The following is an 18396-nucleotide window of genomic DNA, read 5'->3' on the forward strand; positions in this document are numbered from 1 at the left end:
GTTAATTACTCATAACCTGTTGGCAACCCAACCATCCTTCGCGCCCGGTCAAACTGCCGCGCACGACTTTGCCTGTGGGTAGTTGTGAAATATCTTCCGGCAGCAATTCACTCAGCGGGCAAAACTGAATACCCGCTTTCTGCGCCATTTCCAGTAGCTGCTCAAACTGCTGATGCAAAACAATACCTTCCACTTCAGCGTGAATGGTATAAACCGGCGTACCTTTATCCTGAAGTATCTGCTGCAGAATAAACGGGTTGTAATTTTCCCGACTGGTAAGCGTACCGACGGCCTCATCCCAGGTGGGCAACGTCACCGGGATCTGCACCGTGCCGGTTGCGCCGCTTTCCAGCAGTGGCAAAAAAGGCCCGGAACCGCGGCAGTCGCTGTTGTAACGGAAATGGAAAGGCTCTTTGGCTTCCACCACGCGCTGGTCGGCACGCCAGCCGGCGACGGCCGAGCAGCTTACCGCCTTACCGCAAATTTCCGCTAATGCCTGATGGGCCAGGCTTATCTGCTGATGCAGTTTTTCCGGCGGCCAGACCCCGGCCCACGTCTGCCAGGCAAAATGATCCCAGGCATGTAATCCGACTTCGTGCCCGGCGGCGGTATCGCGAATAATCTGCGGGTGGCCGCGCCCGATGCGCCGTCCTGGCCAGGCGGTGCCGGCCAGCAGGATATCCCAGCCGTATAGCGAAGCCGCGCGGGATCGTAACATCTTCCAGAGAAACTTTGGCTTAACCAACCGCCAGAGATGGCGGCCCATATTGTCCGGCCCGACGGTAAAAAAAAAGCTGGCCCGGACCTGGTGCGCGCTAAGAATTTCCAGCAGGCGCGGCACGCCATCACGGGTGCCGCGCCAGGTGTCCACGTCGACGCGTAAACCGACTTTGATCATTTGTCGATCTCAGCCAGGTCCACCGTTTTCAGGAAGAAATCCAGGGTTTCATCAATGGTTTTCTTCATGTCGATATCAGGCGTCCAGCCCAGCAGGCGCTGCGCGTTGCGGATGCTTGGCTTACGGTGCTCAACGTCCTGATAGCCTTTACCGTAATAGCTGCTGCTTTCTACTTCGCGGAAGCCGGCGAACGGCGGGAAATGCTGGCGCAGCGGGTGTTTCTCAAAGCTTGCCAGCAGCATTTCCGCCAGCTCGCGGATGCTGGCTTCGTTGGTCGGGTTACCGATGTTGATAATCTGACCGTCGCAGTTGTTATCCTTGTTCTCAATAATGCGGAACAGCGCTTCAATACCGTCTTTGATATCGGTAAAGCAGCGTTTCTGCTTGCCGCCGTCGATAAGCTTAATCGGCGAACCTTCCACCAGGTTAAGGATCAGCTGGGTAATCGCGCGCGAGCTGCCGATACGCGCCGCATTCAGGTTATCAAGACGCGGTCCCATCCAGTTGAAGGGGCGGAACAGGGTAAAGCGGAGGTCCGCTTTGTCGCCATAGGCCCAGATAACACGGTCAAGCAGCTGCTTGGAGACCGAATAAATCCAGCGCTGTTTGTTAATCGGCCCGACGATCAGGTTTGAATTGTCCTCATCAAACACCGAATCGGTGCTCATGCCGTACACTTCCGAGGTTGACGGGAAAATTATGCGCTTTTTGTACTTCACACAGTCGCGGATAATCTTCAGGTTTTCTTCAAAGTCCAGCTCAAACACCCGCAGCGGATTACGGGTATATTCAATCGGCGTAGCAATGGCCACCAGCGGCAGCACCACGTCGCATTTCTTGATGTGGTATTCAATCCACTCGGAATGAATGCTGATATCCCCTTCCACAAAGTGAAAATGCGGGTTATCAACAAAGCGGCTGATGGCGTCGGAGCCAATGTCCAGTCCGTAAATTTCGAAGTTGTCATCCTGCAACAGGCGCTCGGTCAGATGGTTGCCAATAAAGCCATTGACCCCAAGGATCAGCACGCGGGTACGGCGCTTCACCGCGCTCCACGGCTTGCTGTTCAGCAGCGCGCTGGTTACCAAGCCCATGGTCTGCGCCAGCTGACCGCCCTGCATATAGATGCCGTTCTCGCCCTGGCCGGTTACGATTTCCAACGCATCCTGGCCGCAGGCAACAATCAGCGGATTAGCTGACAGGATAGTGCCGGGGCGCGCTGCGGGCTGGTCTTTACGTACCTTCGCCTGCCAGATAATAAATTTTTGCGTGCCGACATAGCTAAAGGCGCCAGGCCAGGGTTCGCTGACCGCGCGCACCAGATTACGGATCTGGCTGGCGGGCCATGACCAGTCGATACGGCCATCATCCGGCGTACGGCGGCCAAAACAGCTGCCCTTGCTCAGATCCTGCGGCTGTTCGCTAAAGCTACCGTTGAGCAGCGACGGCAGCGTATCGTCCAGCAAGCGCTTCGCCTCATCGCACAGTTTGCGGTGCAGGGTCAGCGCGGTGTCTTCATCATCAATCGCCAGCGAGCGCTGCGCGATAATATTGCCGGCATCCGCCTGCGCCACCATGCGATGCAGCGTTACGCCGGTTTCACTTTCGCCATGCACCAGCGCCCAGTTCAGCGGCGCGCGGCCGCGATATTTCGGCAGCAGTGAACCGTGCAGGTTAAAACCGCCTTTGCTGGCGCAGGCCAACAGCTTATCGCTCAGCAAGTTACGGTAGTAGAAAGAGAAAATCATCTCCGGGTTCATCGCGCGAATACGATCGATCCATAACGGATGGTTGACTTCTTCCGGCGCAAATACCGGGATCCCATGGGCTGCTGCGGTGCGCGCCACTGAGGCGAAAAAGTGATTCTCCCCCGCGTTGTCAGCGTGGGTAAAAATCGCCTCGATTTCAAAACCCGCCTTAATTAAGGCTTCAACGCCAACGCAGCCCATATCGTGATAGGCAAAAACAACAGCTTTCATGAATTTTTTTCCTGTGAAGAGGGAGTAGCGGGCGTACTGCTGACAACACGCTGAATAAAGTAACGCGGGCGGGCGCGCACATCGTTATAAATGCGGCCAATATACTCGCCAAGCAGCCCCATGCCGACAAACTGGGCGCCAATAAACATAAACAGCAGGGCAAACAGGGTGAATACTCCGCGTCCCGCCCATTCGGCGCCGAAGAACAATCGCAGCAGCAGCAGCAGCACGGCAAGCGCAAAGCCCGCCAGCGCGGTAATGCTGCCAAAAATACTCAGCAGTCGCAGCGGCGTGGTGGTCAGACAGGTGATCAGGTCATACATCAGGTTAATCAGCTTCATCAGGCTGTATTTGGAATCACCAAACTCACGCTCAGCGTGTAGCACCGGGATTTCAACGGTACGGCGGGCAAAGGTGTTAGCCAGAATTGGGATGAAGGTGCTGCGCTCGTGGCAATGCAGCATGGCGTCGATGATCGGCCGGCGATAGGCGCGCAGCATACAGCCATAGTCGCCCATCGATTTGCCGGTCGCCTTCTGAATAAGGCCGTTTATTACCCGCGACGCGCGGCGGCGAAACCAGGTATCCTGGCGATTCTGGCGCACGGTGCCCACTACGTCGTAACCTTCAACGGCCTTTTCAACCAGGCGCGGGATCTCTTCCGGCGGGTTTTGCAAATCGGCATCCAGCGTCACGATAAGATCGCCGCTGACATGGCTAAAGCCGGCCATAATTGCGGAATGCTGGCCGTAGTTGCGGTTAAGAAAAATCGCCACCACCGGGCTGTCCGGCTCGCTGGCCGCCGCTTCCATCAGCAGCGCTGAATCATCGCTGCTGCCGTCGTCTACCAGCACCACTTCATAGGGCATGGAGAGCAGATCGCAGGCGGCACGCGTGCGGCGAATCAGCTCTGGCAGGCTTTCCTGCTCGTTGAATACCGGAATCACAACCGATACTTTTTTAATAGGTTCATTATTGATCATGCATTTTTTCCTGCCAGCTCATGCAGAGCCTTTATGACGCGGGTAACATCGTCATCGGTCATGGTGGGGAATAACGGAATAGAACAAATGCGCTCGCTGTTCCAGGTGCTGTTGGGCAATACGACGTCCGGGAACTGCTCGCGGTAATATTTTTGCGTGTGGGCAGCACGGAAATGCAGACCGGTGCCGATATTGCGCTCTTTAAGGGCCTGCATCAGCGCATCGCGACTCAGGCCGCAGCGCGCTTCATCAACGCGGATGATAAACAGATGCCAGGCGTGCTGGTGCGGCCATTCAGGCAGCGTCAGCGGCAGAAACGGCGTATCCGCCAGCTCGCGCAGATAGCGCCGGGCGATAGCGTCGCGGCGAGCGTTTAGCTCAGGCAGTTTTTTAAGCTGCACCAGCGCAATCGCCGCGTTGATATCGGCCAGGTTATATTTGAACCCCGGTGAGATCACCTCAGCCTGCGGCGCGCGGCCGTGTTGGTTTCGGTCAAAAGCATCAACGCCAAGGCCGTGAAATTTCAGGCTGCGTAATTTGACGGCCAGATCGTCGTTATCGGTGACGATCAATCCGCCTTCGGCGCAGGACATATTCTTGATGGCGTGGAAAGAGAAAATCGCGGTACCGCTGGCGCCAACGTGGCGGCCTTTATAACAGGTCCCTGCGGCATGAGCCGCATCTTCAATAATGGGAATGCCGTGACGCTGTCCGATAGCATTCAGGGCGTCAATATCGGCCGGCGCACCGGCGTAGTGAACCGGAATGATAGCGCGGGTGCGCGGCGTGATCGCAGCCTCAACGGCTTCAGGCGTCACCATCAGGGTGTCGCGGTCGATATCAATCATCACCGGCGTGGCGCCCAGCAGGCAGATCATATTCAGCGTGGATACCCAGGTCAGCGAAGGGGTAATCACTTCATCGCCGGGGCCGATACCCAATGCCATCAGCGTGACGTGCATACCGCCGGTTGCCGAGCTAACCGCGATGGCATGCTGGTTGCCGGTCAACTGGCAGAAAGCCTGCTCAAGTTGCTGATTTTTCGGGCCAGTGGTAATCCAGCCCGATGACAACACCTCTTGGACCGCATCCAGTTCTTCTGCGCCCATTGCCGGGCGTGAAAAGGGGAGAAACTCAGACATTAGTTCAATTTCCCTAAACGAACATTGATTAAATTTTTAACCTTTTGTGCGGGCTGTCAAGCGGCGGAGTGACAAAAATCAACCGAATATGATCCCCCTCCCAGGATAAAAAGAGAAAGAGCCCGCTCCCGAGAATACGCGATGAAGTTTAAACCTCAGGCAAACCACGCCAAAGAAAATTTATAAATACGCCGGGTAATAATGCGTAGATTAACGGTTCATTCTGAGGTCTTGCTTAAGCCAGACAAAAAGCACACAAGGCTAAAAACTCTCGCACGATAAACATTCGCTCCCGCAACAGCAAGCCCTCATTTGTGCGTGATAGTTTGGTTAAGTATTAATGAAGCAAAATAATTTAACGATGTGATGTTCTGACAGGGCAGCCTCCGCTGCCCTTGAAGGTTATAAGAAAGCGAGGAAATAGAGCAGGATAACGTTCGCCACCAGCAGCATTGCGCCGGTCGGCGCCTGGGCTTTAATCACCGCGTTGCGATCGGGAAGCTCCAGCAGCGCCGCCGGCACCAGATTAAAATTAGCCGCCATTGGCGTCAGTAGCGTACCGCAGTAGCCGGAAAACATGCCGATTGCCGCCATTACCGCAGGGTTAGCGCCCAGGTGCTGTACCAGAATTGGAATGCCGACCCCTGCCGCAATAATCGGGAAGGCCGCAAAGGCGTTGCCCATCACCATGGTCAGCAGCGCCATGCCAAAAACGAATACCAGCACCGCGACCAGCCGGTTATCGACCGTCAGCCAGGTTTCAACCAGATGGGAAATAGCCGCACCGACGCCGGCCTGGGTGAATAATAAACCCAGGGTGGCGAGGATCTGCGGCAGGATAAAGGCCCAGCCGATGGCGTCCAGCAAGCGCCGCGTCTCCTGAATAGACTGCGCCGGGGTATCTCTGGTCAACGCCAGCGCGATCAGCCAGCCAATCAGGCAGCCCAGCGCCATGGAAAAAAGCGTCACCAGGGTGGCGTGGTTACCCGGCCCGAACAGCCCTTCCTGCAGACCAGGAATATTATTGAAGGCCAGAATCCCGCCAACGGTGATCGCCGGAATAGCCAACGCCGGCAGAAACAGCCGGTTGCGCAGGCGGCTGGCGCTGGCCCGCTGTTCACTTTCCGGACGCTTATGGTAGCTGCCCATTTTAACGCCGCCGCAGCCGGCGATCAGCGCCATCAGAACCACGACCACGCCAACGATAATATTCACCGTTTTTGCGGCATTCGCCTCGCCGACCCAGCCGACAGCGAGATGCGTCGTCCAGTCGCCAATCAGAAATACCAGTCCGTACAGCCCCCAGAACAGGCCGGTGGTGAAACGGCGCGGGTTTTTATCATCGCGCCAGGACATGGCGGCGACAATAAACAAAATCAGCGCGGCCAAAAAATTAAGATACTGTTGCTGAAACATTAGCGCTCTCCTTTATCTTTCAGGGCCGCGCGATTTAAAGCACCCAGCTCAGCCGCCAGGCGACGATCGAGGCGACGCAGGCGGAATGAATGAATAATGAACGCGCAGATGGCGGTCGGCAGCCCCCAGAGAGCGATATGCAGCGGCTCGGTCTGAATATTCGCCGTTTGCTGCATAAAATTATGCATGAACAAAACGCCGCCGAACGCGACGAAAATATCTTCGCCGAAGAACAGGCCAACGTTATCGGTTGCCGCCGCCATGGCCCGCAGCCTGAGGCGCGTGGCTTTGGGCAACTCACCATACAGATTTTCCGCTGCCCCTTCGGCCATCGGCGCCAGCAGCGGGCGCACCATCTGCGGATGACCGCCGAGACTGGTTAACCCCATCGCCGCCGCCAGCTCACGCACCAGCAAATAGACCGTCAGCAGCCGTCCGGCGGTTGCCGATTTGATATTGGAAATCCACACCTGCGCCCAGTGCTTGAGGCCATGTCGTTCCAGCAAACCAATAACCACCAGCGGCAGCACGATGATCAGCGCCAGGTTGCGGGTATTAAGAAAGCCGCTGCCGAGGCTCGCCAGAATGGTTCCAACAGGCATACTGGCGCTCAGACCGGTAATGATTCCGGCGAGCACCACCACCAGCACCGGATTAAGTCGGCATAAAAAGCCGATAATAATCGCGGCGATGCCGATTAGCGGCCAGAGATTCACTGCTTCGTTCATAGTATCTCCTGAGATCAAGGCCCGCAGCGCGGGACACGATGATGTATTTGTCCGACGAGAGCTAACTGCCGGGCTTATTATTCAGTAATCACATGGGCTACCACGGTGCCAGCGGCAATCATCTCGCCGCTGGTCGCCTGCAACTGCACTTTGCCGGCACAGGGCGCCAGCAACGGCGTTTCCATTTTCATCGCCTCAAGCGTGGCGAGGGTGTCGCCTTCGGCAACCTGCGCCCCCTCTTCAACCAGCCACGCCTGCAACACGCCGGCAATTGGCGCTTCAACGTCGCCCGGCCGGCTTTGCTCACCGGCAGCACCAGCGTCCGCTGCGGATGCGCCTTCTGCGAGCGCCGCTCCCGCCAGCAGCGAAGCAGGCAGCCCCAGCTGCACGCGTTTTCCATCAATTTCAATAAAAGTACGGGTTAACGCTGGCATGGCTGCCGGTAACGCGCGCGCAGCCGGTTCCAGCGCAGCGCTAAAATCCGTATCAATCCAGCGGGTATGGACGGCGAAATTGCCGTCGGCGGCAATAAAATCCGCGTGTTCGATCGCCTGACGATGAAACGGCAATACGCTGGCAATGCCTTCGATAGTGAACTCGGCCAGCGCCCGGCGCGCGCGCGCCAGCGCCTGCTCGCGGCTGCTGCCCCAGACCACCAGCTTCGCCATCAGTGAATCAAAGGTTGGCGGCACCAGCGAACCCCGGGTAACGCCGCTATCGAGGCGAATACCCGGCCCGGAGGGTGGTGAAAAGCAGCTGAGGGTACCGGAAACCGGCAAAAAGCCGCGCGCCGGATCTTCCGCGTTAATGCGAAACTCAATCGCGTGGCCGCGCGGCGACGGCGTGGCGCAGTCCGTAAGGCGTTCACCGGCGGCAATTTTCAGTTGGGCTACCACCAGATCAATGCCGGTAGTTTCTTCGGTAACGGTATGTTCCACTTGCAGACGTGTATTGACCTCAAGAAAAGAGATTACGCCCTCTTTGCTCAGCAGGAACTCCACCGTGCCGGCGCCGGTATAATCCGCCTCGGCGCAAATATCATGGGCAGCCTTGTGGATGCGCTCGCGCTGCCGATCGCTCAGAAAAGGCGCCGGCGCTTCTTCAATCAGCTTCTGGTTGCGGCGCTGCAGCGAGCAGTCGCGCGTCCCCAGCACCTGCACGTTGCCGTACTGGTCTGCGAGAATTTGCGCCTCGATATGACGTGGGCGATCGAGAAACTGTTCAACAAAGCATTCACCGCGGCCAAAGGCGGTGGTTGCCTCACGTACCGCCTGAGCATACAGTTCGCGCACTTCCTCCTTACGCCAGGCCACCTTCATACCGCGCCCGCCGCCGCCGTAGGCAGCTTTAATCGCGACCGGCAGGCCATGCTGCGCGGCAAATGCCTGAACCTCATCTGCGCTGCTTACCGGGCCGGGCGTTCCCGCCACCAGCGGCGCGCCGATGCGCTGCGCCAGCTGGCGCGCCTGGACCTTATCTCCCAGTACGGCGATGGTGGCAGGTTTTGGACCAATCCAGCACAGCCCGGCGTCAATCACCGCCTGGGCGAAATCCGCCCTTTCAGAGAGAAAACCATAGCCGGGGTGAACGGCATCGGCGCCGGCTTTTTTTGCCAGATCGATTACGCGCTCAATATTAAGATAGGTTTCTTCCGGGCGGTTGCCGGGCAGCGCCCAGGCCTCATCCGCCAGCTGGACATGCAGCGCCTCACTATCGCAGTCGGCGTATGCAGCAACCGAAGCAATGCCCAGATCGCGGCAGGCGCGGATAACGCGCACGGCAATTTCACCACGGTTGGCAATCAGGACTTTTTTCATCATGGTCTCTCGTTTGCGGCCGACGCTTCCGGCGTCAGCGGAATAAATGGCATTACCGGGTTAAAACGCACCAGCACGCCCGGCGGCAGCTGCCCGGTCAGATCAAGGTGCCAGTCAGCGACGTTGGCAATCACCGGATAACCGCCGGTGAGCGGATGGTCGGCAAGAAACAGCACTGGCTGACCGTTAGCGGGTACCTGAATCGCGCCGGGCCTTGCCCCTTCGCTGGGCAGCTCGGCGGTTTGTTCCCGGCTGAGCACCCTCTCCCCCTCCAGCCGCAGACCTATGCGACTGGAAAGCGGCGTTACCCGCCAGCTTTGTTGACTTAACAGCGCTACCGCCTGCGGCGTGAACCAGTCGGTGCGCGGCCCCATCACCACATCCAGGGTGACGCTTTCACCGGCGACCGGCAGCGTAGCGGCGGGGGTTTCATTGAGCGCTACCGGCAGCAGCGCAGCACTGCGGCGGCGCAGCAGGATGTCACCCTGAACCACCGGCGCCGGTCCCAGCTGCGCTAGGGTATCCGTGGCGCAGCTATCCAGCACCGGCGTAACGACAAAGCCGCCCCGCAGCGCCAGATAGCAGCGCGCGCCCTGCTGCGGGGCACCCAGCGTCAGGCGGTCGCCCGCCGCCAGTGCCAGCGGCTGCCAGCCGGATAGCCTATGCCGCTGTTGATCGGCGGTAGTCAGGGTGATGGCGCAGCCAGCGCCGGTGAGCGCCAGCAGGCAGTCGCTCAATATGTCAATCACCACGCCGCCAGGCAGTAATTCGAGGCAGGCTGCAGCACCCGGATTGCCGACCAGCCGATTGGCGCTATGCAGCGCGGCGCGATCGACCGCACCGGAGGTAGAAACCCCCTGCCCGGCTTTCCCGGCGCGCCCTTCATCCTGAAACAGCATCTGGATCCCTGACGCCACGATCTTCAGCGTCGCGTCACCGTCAGGCTGGCCTGCTACTTTGGCGGCGAATGCGGCGGGTAATGAGAAGCTGCGTTTGCTTTCATCATGGAAACGGACGCGCATACCCGGTTGCAGCAGCGCGGGAGTGGCGCGCGCCAGATCCCACATCGCCAATCGGGTGGAGCCAATCAGCTGCCAGCCGCCGGGGCTGGCTTTGGGATAAACGCCGCTGAACTCCCCAGCCAGGCCGACGGAGCCGGCGGGAATGCGCGGGCGCGGCGAGGCCCGCCGGGGTACCGTCAGGCCGCTGTCGCCGGAGAGATAGGCAAAGCCCGGCGCAAAGCCGGTGAAGGCGACGCTGAATTCGGTTTCGCTGTGGCGGCGGATCACTTCCGCAACCTCAATACCGAGCAGCTCGGCAACCTGCGGCAAATCCTCACCGTCGTAGCGCAGCGGAATATCAACCTTTTCGCCCACCCGGTGCTGACGGGCGCTTAGCGGCCAGCCGCTGAGCGTATTCACCAGATGCTGCGCCGACATTTTCTGCGGCTGAAAGCGGATCAGCAGCGTGCGCGCCGCCGGTATAATCTCGTCGATGGCCTCCAGTGACGCCTGCTGTAGCGCATCCAGAAGCGCCAGGGTTTCTTCCAGCGTTGCCAGTTCGACCAGCAGCGCATCGTAATTAACCGGTAAAAAACGCATGCCAGCTCCTCAGCCTGCCGCGGCAGTCAGGGAAACGCCGGCGCGGGTTAACGCCTGATGCACAGCGCTGGCTATTGCTACCGCGTCCGGCGAGTCGCCATGAATGCAGATTGACTCCGCCGTCAGCGTCAGCGTGCTGCCATCAATAGCGGTCAGCGTACCGGTGGTAACCAGCTGCACCATGCGCGCCGCCACCTGTTCAGGATCGTGCAGCACCGCGCCCGGCTCACGGCGCGAGACCAGGGTTCCCTCAGGGGTATAGGCCCGGTCGGCAAACGCCTCACGCAGCACGCGGATTCCCGCCTGACGCGCCAGCGCCTCCAGCGGCGAGTTCGCCAGCACCATCAGCGCCAGATGGCCCCCCAGCGCCTTGATCGCCGCAATCACCGCCTGCGCCTGCTGCTGGTGATGAGCGATGGTGTTATACAGCGCGCCGTGGGGCTTAACGTAGCTGACGCGGCAGCCAGCGGCGGTTGCCAGTCCTTGCAGAGCGCCTATCTGATAAATCACATCAGCAGTCAGATCAGCGCTGGCAATATCCATATTGCGGCGGCCAAAGCCAGCCAAGTCGGGGTAGGAAACGTGCGCGCCAATCGCCACGTTACGCTTTTGTGCAGCGCACAGGGTTTGCAGGATGCCGGCCGGATCGCCCGCGTGAAAGCCACAGGCAACGTTGGCGCTGGAAACCAGTGCCAGCATGGCTTCATCGTCACCCATGCGCCAGGCGCCAAAGCTTTCGCCCAGATCGCTATTTAAATCAACACGTTTCACAACTGTGCCTCCGATTGAGGTTTTGTCAGACCATCGATAAATTAAGCAACTGTCATGCCAGTGATTAACAAAATGGCATTTAATAAGAACAATGACGGGATCATTGTTGAACAATACGCATAAAAGTAATGGAATGGTTACTTAAAATTGTCGAAAATGTGAACTCATTAAGGCTAAAGCCGCCGCCATGCACCACGAAAGTGCGCACAATGAACCAACAAAGTGCGTGCGATGAGTCATTTCACCCCCCTGGTGCATGCAGGCAGCCAGCTTGCCGCCTGTGAGGAAGTTATGTGACTATGCGTGCAGGTAAAAGCGAACGGGATCCCTTCAGATGGTAGCTGTAAAACAGGCAGGTGACGCTGGCCGTACTCTCAGCGGCAGCGTGGCGCAGAAGCTGCGGGATAAGATTACTCAGGGCGAGCTACGGCCGGGTCAGCGCCTGTCAGAAGCCGCGTTAAGCGAAACGCTGGAAATTTCCCGCAATACGCTGCGCGAGGTATTTCGCGTGCTGACGCTGGAAGGGCTGCTGGAATACTGGCCGAATCGCGGTGTCTTTGTCAGCACGCCGGACATGGCAACCATTGTCGATATTTACCGGGTACGCCAGCTGATTGAATGCCAGGCGATAGCCAGAGCCTATCCATTGCATCCGGCGGTGAAAGCCATGCGACGCGCCGTGGAGCAGGCGCTAGCCTGTCGGGAACGTCAGGACTGGGATGGCATCGGCACCGCTAATATGGATTTTCACCGGGCAATCGTCGAGCTGGCGGACAGCAAGCGCCTGAGCAGCTTTTATCGCAATATATCCGCAGAGCTGCGGCTGGCGTTCGGTATACTCAAGGACGCCGAACATCTGCACGTACCCTACGTTGAAATGAACCGGGAAATACTGCAACGGGTCGAGGCCGGCAACGGCGAGGACGCCGCGCGGATGCTGAAAACCTATCTGGAACAATCAGAGCGGGTGCTGCTGGCCACCTATGCCCGACACCACGGTTAATTCGCGTCGTCACGCCAGAGTTGCAGGATCTCACCGCTGGTTTTTACCTGAATCTCCACACCGGGAACGGTCAGATTAGCCCACACCTGATTGTGGTGAGCAATCAGCTGCTGCGCGCTGGCAAACGGCGAGTCCACCGTGGTGTGCGCATCGCCGGCAATCAGCAGATTAACCCCCTGACTGGCGCCATTTTTGATCGTGGCATCAATGCAGTAATCCGTCATACAGCCGCAAAGCGTGACCGGGGAAGCGGCGAGATCCTGTAGCAGGGTTGTCAGTTCGGTGGCAAAAAAAGCATCACAGGCGGTTTTATTGAGATAATGCGCGCCCGCCGGCTGATGCAGCTCGTCGAGCAGTTTCCAGGCTTCGCTGCCTTCCTTCATCCAGCCGTCGGTATGCTGAATAAACACCACCTTATCTGTAGCATCGATTAGCTGATTAACGCTGGCAATGCGGCCAGCGGGGTCAAACAAGGGTTCGGAAAAAACCCCGTTCTGCATATCAATGACCAGCAACACCTTTGCGGTGGTCATGCATTCCTCCTGATATCAATATCGGCTATCGCCTGTTTTAAGGTATAGGCGACCGCCGCGTCCCGCGCCAGCCGATGACAGGCGGTTTTACCCTTTGCCAGCTGCGCGTCACGGCAGGCATAGCGCCTGCGGATCCTGATAGCGTTAAAGCCGGTTCAGGGCGCCAGGCTGTGATTGTACGTTAACAACTTTGTTACAAAAAATAAACAGAGATGCTGCCGTAGCTGCCGGCGAGAATCGTTAGCAGTATAGTTATCGTTTAGCTTTATCCGATCTGACGCCGTTAACCCTATAAAAAACCTGCCTTTAGCAGCCCGGGGCGCGTTGGTTGTATTTTATTAATGGGATGAATTTATGGCACCTGTATTGTCAGATGAGAGCGAGCGCTTGTTGCAAAACCGTTCGTTCGTGGCTTTCTGGCTGGCGCGTACCAGCTCCGGCTTCGGTTTCCAGATGTTGTCGATAATCGTTGGCTGGCAGATCTATGCCCAAACCCATAGCGCCTTCTGGCTGGGGATGATCGGCTTGATTCAGTTTTTACCTTCGGTGATGCTGGCGCTCTGGGCAGGGCACATCGCCGATCAGTTCGATCGCCGACGGGTGGTGCTGCTGGCGCAGATCTGCGAATGGGCCGCGATTGTCGCGCTGGCCTGGCTGACCTGGCAGGGTGACGCCAGCGTCGGCGTGATTTTACTGCTGGTGTTTATTATCTCAACGGCAAAAACCATGGAGTCGCCGTCGCTAATCTCAATGCTGCCGGCGCTGGTGCCTAATACCATTCTGCCGCGTGCCACCGCCGCGAACGCCGTAGCCGGTCAGGCAGCGCAGATCGTCGGGCCGGCGCTGGGCGGCTTTCTTTACGCTACCGGCGCCGAAGTGGTGTATACCATCACTGCGGTGCTTTACCTTATTTCGCTGCTAATGGTAGCGACGCTACGTTACCAGCAGGCTCAGCCGCCGCGTACGCCGGCGACGCTCTCCACGCTGTTTGCCGGGGTACGCTTTATTCGCGCGCGACCGGACGTGCTGGGCGTTATTTCGCTGGACCTGTTCGCGGTGCTGCTGGGGGGCGCTACCGCCCTGCTGCCGATTTTTGCCCACGATGTGCTCCATACCGGCCCCTTCGGCCTCGGCCTGCTGCGCAGCGCACCGGCGGTCGGCGCGCTGCTAGTTGGCTTCTGGCTCAGCCGCCGTACGCTGCAACGCAACGTCGGCATGATTATGTTCTTCTGCGTGGCAGGATTCGGCGCGGCAACGCTGATTTTCGCCTTTTCCAGCTGGATGTGGCTGTCATTACTGGCGCTGTTCGCTCTCGGCGGCTTCGACATGGTAAGCATGGTAATCCGCGGTTCGCTGGTACAGCTTGATACGCCCGATGACATGCGCGGGCGGGTGAACGCGGTCAATGCCATTTTTATCAACACCTCCAATCAACTCGGCGAATTTGAATCCGGCATGCTGGCGGCCTGGCTTGGCGCGGTTCCCGCAGCGGCGATCGGCGGCGTCGGCACGTTGGTGGTGGTAGGGCTATGGATGTGGTGGTTCCCTGGCCTGCGTCAGCGTCAACAGCTGGCAAACGACGTCCAGAAAGAAGAGGTTGAGGCGCTGGAAGGCGATCCCGATCGCAGCGCGCTTTAGCTACGCGCTGTCAGCCAGTGCGCCCAGGCGCGTATTCCTTACAACCCGACATATCATCTGCCCGTTGATTGCAGGCCATGGTTTATACGCAGCATGGGCAGATAACGCCGTTTCATTACCACAAAACGTAATGATAATGATTATTATTGTAATTATTATTTACAAGCCTACATTAGTTTGTACAATCACTCACTCCTGTTCATCGCTAAGCCCTGCGGCGGCATAATTTGCACGGCTTACCTGATGAGCGTAATGGCCTATCAAACGGAGTGATTGGACAATGTCCCGTCTGAAAATTCTTGCTGTACTAGTCTGTACAGCAGCGACTTGCCCACAACTTTTTGCCGCTGAGCAAAACACCATGGTAGTAACCGCAACCGGATTTCAGCAAAAAATCCAGGATGCGCCAGCGTCTATATCGGTAATAACCAAGCAGCAGATCGAGGACAAAGCCTATCGCGATGTTACCGATGCGCTGAAAGATGTACCCGGCGTGGTTGTGACCGGTGGAGCCAGCAGCAGCGATATCAGCATTCGCGGTATGTCATCCCAGTACACGCTATTTCTGGTAGATGGAAAGCGTATTAGTACGCGCGGCACCCGGCCAAATAGCGATAATTCCGGCATTGAGCAAGGGTGGATGCCGCCGCTTGAGTCCATTGAGCGCATCGAAGTGATTCGCGGACCGATGTCTTCGCTATATGGTTCCGATGCCATGGGCGGGGTAATCAATATCATTACCAAAAAGATTTCTAACAGTAAAAGTTGGTCAGGCTCTATTCATGGCGATGCCACCTTGCAGGAAAACCGCCGTTCCGGCGACCTGTATCAGACCGATGCTTATGCCTCTGGTCCGCTCATTGAGGGTCTTCTCGGCGCCAAAGTTACCGGGCTATTTTCACGGCGCGCGGAGGACAAAATCCTCAACGGCTACAATGAGCAAAGGATGCGTAACGGCGCGGTCACCTTTAATCTGACGCCGGATGAGAAAAATGATTTTGACCTCGATTTCAGCCGGGAATTGCAGGATCGCAACAGTACGCCCGGCAGATCTGCTGCGGCTGAACGCTGTCGTGGGAATATGTGTACACCCAATAGCAAAAGTGAAAGTCGCTATGAGCATACAACTTATGCCCTGACGCATAATGGCTATTACGATGCCTTTAACACCACCAGCTACATCCAGCATGAAGAGACCAATAATCCAGGTCGTGAAATGCGCTCGTACAACACCACACTGAATAATCAAAACCAAATATTTCTTGGCGATCATACCCTTACAGTCGGCGGCCAGTATCGTTATGAAAAACTACGCGACAATGGTAACCAGCTGGAAGCCGCCGATGGCTTGAGTAAGCTTACCCGCTGGAGCTGGGCGCTGTTTGCCGAAGACGAATGGGCAATGACGGACAGCTTTGCACTGACCGGCGGTTTACGCATGGATAAGGATGAGAACTACGGTACCAACTGGACGCCACGCGGCTACGGCGTATGGCATCTGGACGAACAGTGGACGCTGAAAGGCGGCGTTTCAGCAGGCTACCGGGCGCCGGACCTACGCCAGTCCTCCGCCAACTGGGGCCAGGTTACCGGCGGTGGCCGCCTGGACGGTATTATCGTCGGCAACCCGGAACTGAAGCCGGAAAAGAGCCTGAGCGAAGAAATCGCCCTGCTGTGGGATAACAACGATACTCTGAACGCCGGCGTGACCATCTTTAATACTGATTTCAAAGATAAAATCACCGAAGTGCGACGCTGCAACAGCAGCGCCGATCCGTCCTGCCGGATTGGTAACCACACCTATGATTTCGTCAGCGATCGCGTCAATGTGGATAAAGCCAATATGCGCGGCGTGGAGTCCACCTTTGGCTGGAAGATTACGCGCGATCTCAACCTGACGACGAATTATACCTTTACCGAATCAGAGCAAAAAAGCGGCCAGTTCTCTGGTAAGCCGCTGACCAAAATGCCAAAGCATATGTTTAATACCACGCTGGACTGGCAGGCTACTCAGGATCTTGGCGTCTGGAGCCGCCTGAACTTCCGCAGTGAAACCTCCGAGTATCTGAGCCGTACTTCAATGGCGCAGGGAACGCCTTCATATACGCTGGTGGACGTAGGGGTACGTTATTATGTGACTAAAAATACCCTGCTTTCCGCGGGGGTTTATAACCTGTTTGATAAACGTATCGATTATCAGACCTACGAAACCATCCTCGATGGCCGCCGCTATACCGCCGGATTTACCTATAACTTCTGACGGCGTCGGGTTCCCGCCTTCCCGGGCGGGAACCCGCTGATTTCACCCCGCAGGCAAACCTGTCCCTTACGCTGTTCAATATGTCCGTTTTTGGCCTGCCATAACGACTTAAAGCCACGCAGAATAAGGTCATCTTAACAAAAAAGGATGGCTTAAAATGTCCCGTACCGCGTTATTATCCATTGATGTGCAGCGTTCATTTCTGGCAAGAGGCTATGCCGAACAGCCGGAGAGTGCGCTGTTTGAACAACGTCTGCTGGCGCTAATCGCCGCCTGTGAACAGCGGCAGATCCCGGTAGTGGATGTGTTTCATCTTGCGGAGGAAGGCCCCTTCTCGCTGGCCTCTGGCCTGGTGACTCGCCTGCCTTTCCTGAACCACCAACCGGCGTTGACTATCTATAAACATGTTCACAACGCGTTTACCGATACCGGACTGGATCGCTGGCTGCGCGAGCGGGATATTAATCAGCTAATTATTACCGGCATTCGTACCGAGCAATGCTGTGAAACCACCGCGCGGGTGGCCAGCGATCTCGGCTATAAGGTGAAATTCGTCACCGAAGCGACCATGACCACGCCGCTGGAGTATGGCGGTCAGACGCTAAGCGTGGCAGATTTACGTCTACGCACATCGGCGGTGCTGACCGACCGCTTTGCCGATATTTGTTCTGTTGATGACTGTTTTTAATCAGGAGTAGTGAAGATGGCAACCCCGGTCTGGTTTCTGATGCTCCCTGGCGTACTGACGCTTGATGTTACCGGCCCGGCAGAAACCCTGGCGCTAAGCGGTGACGCTTTCGCGCTGCGTTACATCGGCCCTGTGCCGGTGGTGAAAGGAACGGCCGGTCTGACCTTCGGTGAAATAGAACCGCTGCCGGAACAGTTGCCGCCGGGAAGTATATTAGTGGTGCCGGGGGCCGGCGATTCACGTCGCAGCTTTAGCAGCGAAGAAGCCCGTATCGCCCGCAACTGGCTGGCGCGCCAGCAGCCCGCCATTCATGCCGGTGATATTACTATTATCTGTATCTGCTCCGGCACGCTGCTGGCCGCCCAGGCCGGCATTTTAAACGGCGTAGAATGTACCACCCACCATAATGTTATCAGCCGTCTGCGCCAGGCAGCGCCGGCGGCAAAGGTCCGCGATAATCGTATTTTTGTTGTCGACCAGGGGGTCTGGAGCAGCGCCGGTATTACCACCGGAATCGACCTGGCGCTACACCTGATTCACCAGCGGTGCGGTGCGCAGACCGCACTGGAAGTGGCGCGGGAAATGGTGGTGTGGTTTCGCCGCGCCGGCGACGATCCGCAGCTTTCTCCCTGGCTACAGCATCGCAATCATCAGCATCCGGCTATCCACCGCGCCCAGGATCTGATGCTGTCTCATCCGCAGGATAGCTGGCCGTTAGAAGCACTGGCCGGGCGGGTTCACGTCAGCGCCCGCCATCTGTCACGCCTTTTTCGTCAGCACCTTGGCATCAGCGTCCATGATTATCACCAGTCGCTGCGGCTGGCGATAGCCCAGCAGCAACTGGTTCAGGGTGAGTCCCTTGAACGCGCCGCACTGGCCGCCGGCTTCTCTTCCGCGCGTCAGCTACGCCGCATGCAGACGCGCCAACCTGCAATTTGA

General features: G+C 57.6%; 15 protein-coding genes. 5 read left to right on the plus strand and 10 right to left on the minus strand.

Annotated features, from left to right (window positions below):
- Position 1: 1 nt before the first annotated feature.
- From arnD to BTJ39_RS09615, 9 genes are all read right to left on the minus strand, one after another.
- Positions 2–898 (minus strand): 4-deoxy-4-formamido-L-arabinose-phosphoundecaprenol deformylase, encoded by an 897-nt coding sequence (gene arnD, locus BTJ39_RS09575; protein ID WP_078002465.1) that lies wholly within the window; start codon positions 896–898, stop codon positions 2–4.
- A complete protein-coding gene (gene arnA, locus BTJ39_RS09580; protein WP_078002466.1) occupies positions 895–2877 on the minus strand; it encodes a bifunctional UDP-4-amino-4-deoxy-L-arabinose formyltransferase/UDP-glucuronic acid oxidase ArnA in 1983 nt (660 codons plus the stop codon). Before arnA ends, arnD begins: the two co-directional genes overlap by 4 nt.
- Positions 2874–3860: an undecaprenyl-phosphate 4-deoxy-4-formamido-L-arabinose transferase gene (arnC, locus tag BTJ39_RS09585; RefSeq protein ID WP_078002467.1), complete on the minus strand. Its 987-nt coding sequence runs from the start codon at positions 3858–3860 to the stop codon at positions 2874–2876. Before arnC ends, arnA begins: the two co-directional genes overlap by 4 nt.
- The gene (arnB, locus tag BTJ39_RS09590) at positions 3857–5002 is read right to left on the minus strand and encodes a UDP-4-amino-4-deoxy-L-arabinose aminotransferase (RefSeq protein ID WP_078002468.1); all 1146 of its coding nucleotides are present in this window, start codon (positions 5000–5002) and stop codon (positions 3857–3859) included. The genes arnC and arnB overlap by 4 nt, the downstream gene beginning before the upstream one ends.
- Positions 5003–5404: 402 nt before the next feature.
- Entirely contained in the window at positions 5405–6418 is a 1014-nt protein-coding gene (locus tag BTJ39_RS09595; RefSeq protein WP_078002469.1) for a DUF979 domain-containing protein, read from the minus strand.
- Positions 6418–7146 (minus strand): DUF969 domain-containing protein, encoded by a 729-nt coding sequence (locus BTJ39_RS09600; protein ID WP_078002470.1) that lies wholly within the window; start codon positions 7144–7146, stop codon positions 6418–6420. Before BTJ39_RS09600 ends, BTJ39_RS09595 begins: the two co-directional genes overlap by 1 nt.
- A gap of 77 nt (positions 7147–7223) precedes the next feature.
- The gene (locus tag BTJ39_RS09605; protein ID WP_078002627.1) at positions 7224–8963 is read right to left on the minus strand and encodes an acetyl/propionyl/methylcrotonyl-CoA carboxylase subunit alpha; all 1740 of its coding nucleotides are present in this window, start codon (positions 8961–8963) and stop codon (positions 7224–7226) included.
- Positions 8963–10564, minus strand: a complete 1602-nt coding sequence (locus tag BTJ39_RS09610) for a 5-oxoprolinase subunit B/C family protein (RefSeq protein WP_078002471.1) — start codon at positions 10562–10564, stop codon at positions 8963–8965. Before BTJ39_RS09610 ends, BTJ39_RS09605 begins: the two co-directional genes overlap by 1 nt.
- A 9-nt stretch (positions 10565–10573) precedes the next feature.
- On the minus strand, positions 10574–11335 hold the full coding sequence (locus tag BTJ39_RS09615) for a LamB/YcsF family protein (RefSeq protein WP_078002472.1): 762 nt from the start codon (positions 11333–11335) through the stop codon (positions 10574–10576).
- A gap of 334 nt (positions 11336–11669) precedes the next feature.
- On the opposite strand from BTJ39_RS09615, the gene BTJ39_RS09620 reads away from it, so the two are divergent.
- The gene (locus BTJ39_RS09620) at positions 11670–12338 is read left to right on the plus strand and encodes a GntR family transcriptional regulator (RefSeq protein WP_078002473.1); all 669 of its coding nucleotides are present in this window, start codon (positions 11670–11672) and stop codon (positions 12336–12338) included.
- Here BTJ39_RS09620 and BTJ39_RS09625 read toward each other — a convergent pair.
- Positions 12335–12871, minus strand: a complete 537-nt coding sequence (locus BTJ39_RS09625; RefSeq protein WP_078002474.1) for an isochorismatase family protein — start codon at positions 12869–12871, stop codon at positions 12335–12337. The genes BTJ39_RS09620 and BTJ39_RS09625 overlap by 4 nt on opposite strands.
- 354 nt (positions 12872–13225) lie before the next feature.
- Between BTJ39_RS09625 and BTJ39_RS09630 the strand changes: the two genes are divergently transcribed.
- The 4 genes from BTJ39_RS09630 (at position 13226) to BTJ39_RS09645 (ending at position 18396) form a co-directional block, all read left to right on the plus strand.
- Positions 13226–14509, plus strand: a complete 1284-nt coding sequence (locus BTJ39_RS09630) for an MFS transporter (protein ID WP_078002475.1) — start codon at positions 13226–13228, stop codon at positions 14507–14509.
- A 280-nt stretch (positions 14510–14789) separates the two neighbouring features.
- Positions 14790–16769 carry a ligand-gated channel protein gene (locus BTJ39_RS09635; RefSeq protein ID WP_078002476.1) on the plus strand — a complete coding sequence of 660 codons (1980 nt, stop codon included), beginning with the start codon at positions 14790–14792 and terminating at the stop codon, positions 16767–16769.
- 157 nt (positions 16770–16926) lie between these two features.
- Positions 16927–17457 carry a cysteine hydrolase family protein gene (locus tag BTJ39_RS09640; RefSeq protein WP_078002477.1) on the plus strand — a complete coding sequence of 177 codons (531 nt, stop codon included), beginning with the start codon at positions 16927–16929 and terminating at the stop codon, positions 17455–17457.
- A gap of 15 nt (positions 17458–17472) precedes the next feature.
- A complete protein-coding gene (locus tag BTJ39_RS09645) occupies positions 17473–18396 on the plus strand; it encodes a GlxA family transcriptional regulator (protein WP_078002478.1) in 924 nt (307 codons plus the stop codon).

This window comes from Izhakiella australiensis, assembly GCF_002006995.1.
In the GTDB taxonomy this organism is placed as follows: Bacteria; Pseudomonadota; Gammaproteobacteria; order Enterobacterales; family Enterobacteriaceae; genus Izhakiella; species Izhakiella australiensis.

What these genes read in the sequence shown, in the direction of transcription:
- BTJ39_RS09635 (WP_078002476.1), top strand. Translation starts at nt 14,790, where the DNA reads ATGTCCCGTCTGAAAATTCTTGCTGTACTAGTCTGTACAGCAGCGACT.
- arnC (WP_078002467.1), bottom strand. Translation starts at nt 3,860, where the DNA reads ATGATCAATAATGAACCTATTAAAAAAGTATCGGTTGTGATTCCGGTA.
- BTJ39_RS09645 (WP_078002478.1), top strand. Translation starts at nt 17,473, where the DNA reads ATGGCAACCCCGGTCTGGTTTCTGATGCTCCCTGGCGTACTGACGCTT.
- BTJ39_RS09610 (WP_078002471.1), bottom strand. Translation starts at nt 10,564, where the DNA reads ATGCGTTTTTTACCGGTTAATTACGATGCGCTGCTGGTCGAACTGGCA.
- arnB (WP_078002468.1), bottom strand. Translation starts at nt 5,002, where the DNA reads ATGTCTGAGTTTCTCCCCTTTTCACGCCCGGCAATGGGCGCAGAAGAA.
- BTJ39_RS09640 (WP_078002477.1), top strand. Translation starts at nt 16,927, where the DNA reads ATGTCCCGTACCGCGTTATTATCCATTGATGTGCAGCGTTCATTTCTG.
- BTJ39_RS09620 (WP_078002473.1), top strand. Translation starts at nt 11,670, where the DNA reads ATGGTAGCTGTAAAACAGGCAGGTGACGCTGGCCGTACTCTCAGCGGC.
- BTJ39_RS09595 (WP_078002469.1), bottom strand. Translation starts at nt 6,418, where the DNA reads ATGTTTCAGCAACAGTATCTTAATTTTTTGGCCGCGCTGATTTTGTTT.
- BTJ39_RS09630 (WP_078002475.1), top strand. Translation starts at nt 13,226, where the DNA reads ATGGCACCTGTATTGTCAGATGAGAGCGAGCGCTTGTTGCAAAACCGT.
- arnD (WP_078002465.1), bottom strand. Translation starts at nt 898, where the DNA reads ATGATCAAAGTCGGTTTACGCGTCGACGTGGACACCTGGCGCGGCACC.
- BTJ39_RS09600 (WP_078002470.1), bottom strand. Translation starts at nt 7,146, where the DNA reads ATGAACGAAGCAGTGAATCTCTGGCCGCTAATCGGCATCGCCGCGATT.
- BTJ39_RS09605 (WP_078002627.1), bottom strand. Translation starts at nt 8,963, where the DNA reads ATGAAAAAAGTCCTGATTGCCAACCGTGGTGAAATTGCCGTGCGCGTT.
- arnA (WP_078002466.1), bottom strand. Translation starts at nt 2,877, where the DNA reads ATGAAAGCTGTTGTTTTTGCCTATCACGATATGGGCTGCGTTGGCGTT.
- BTJ39_RS09625 (WP_078002474.1), bottom strand. Translation starts at nt 12,871, where the DNA reads ATGACCACCGCAAAGGTGTTGCTGGTCATTGATATGCAGAACGGGGTT.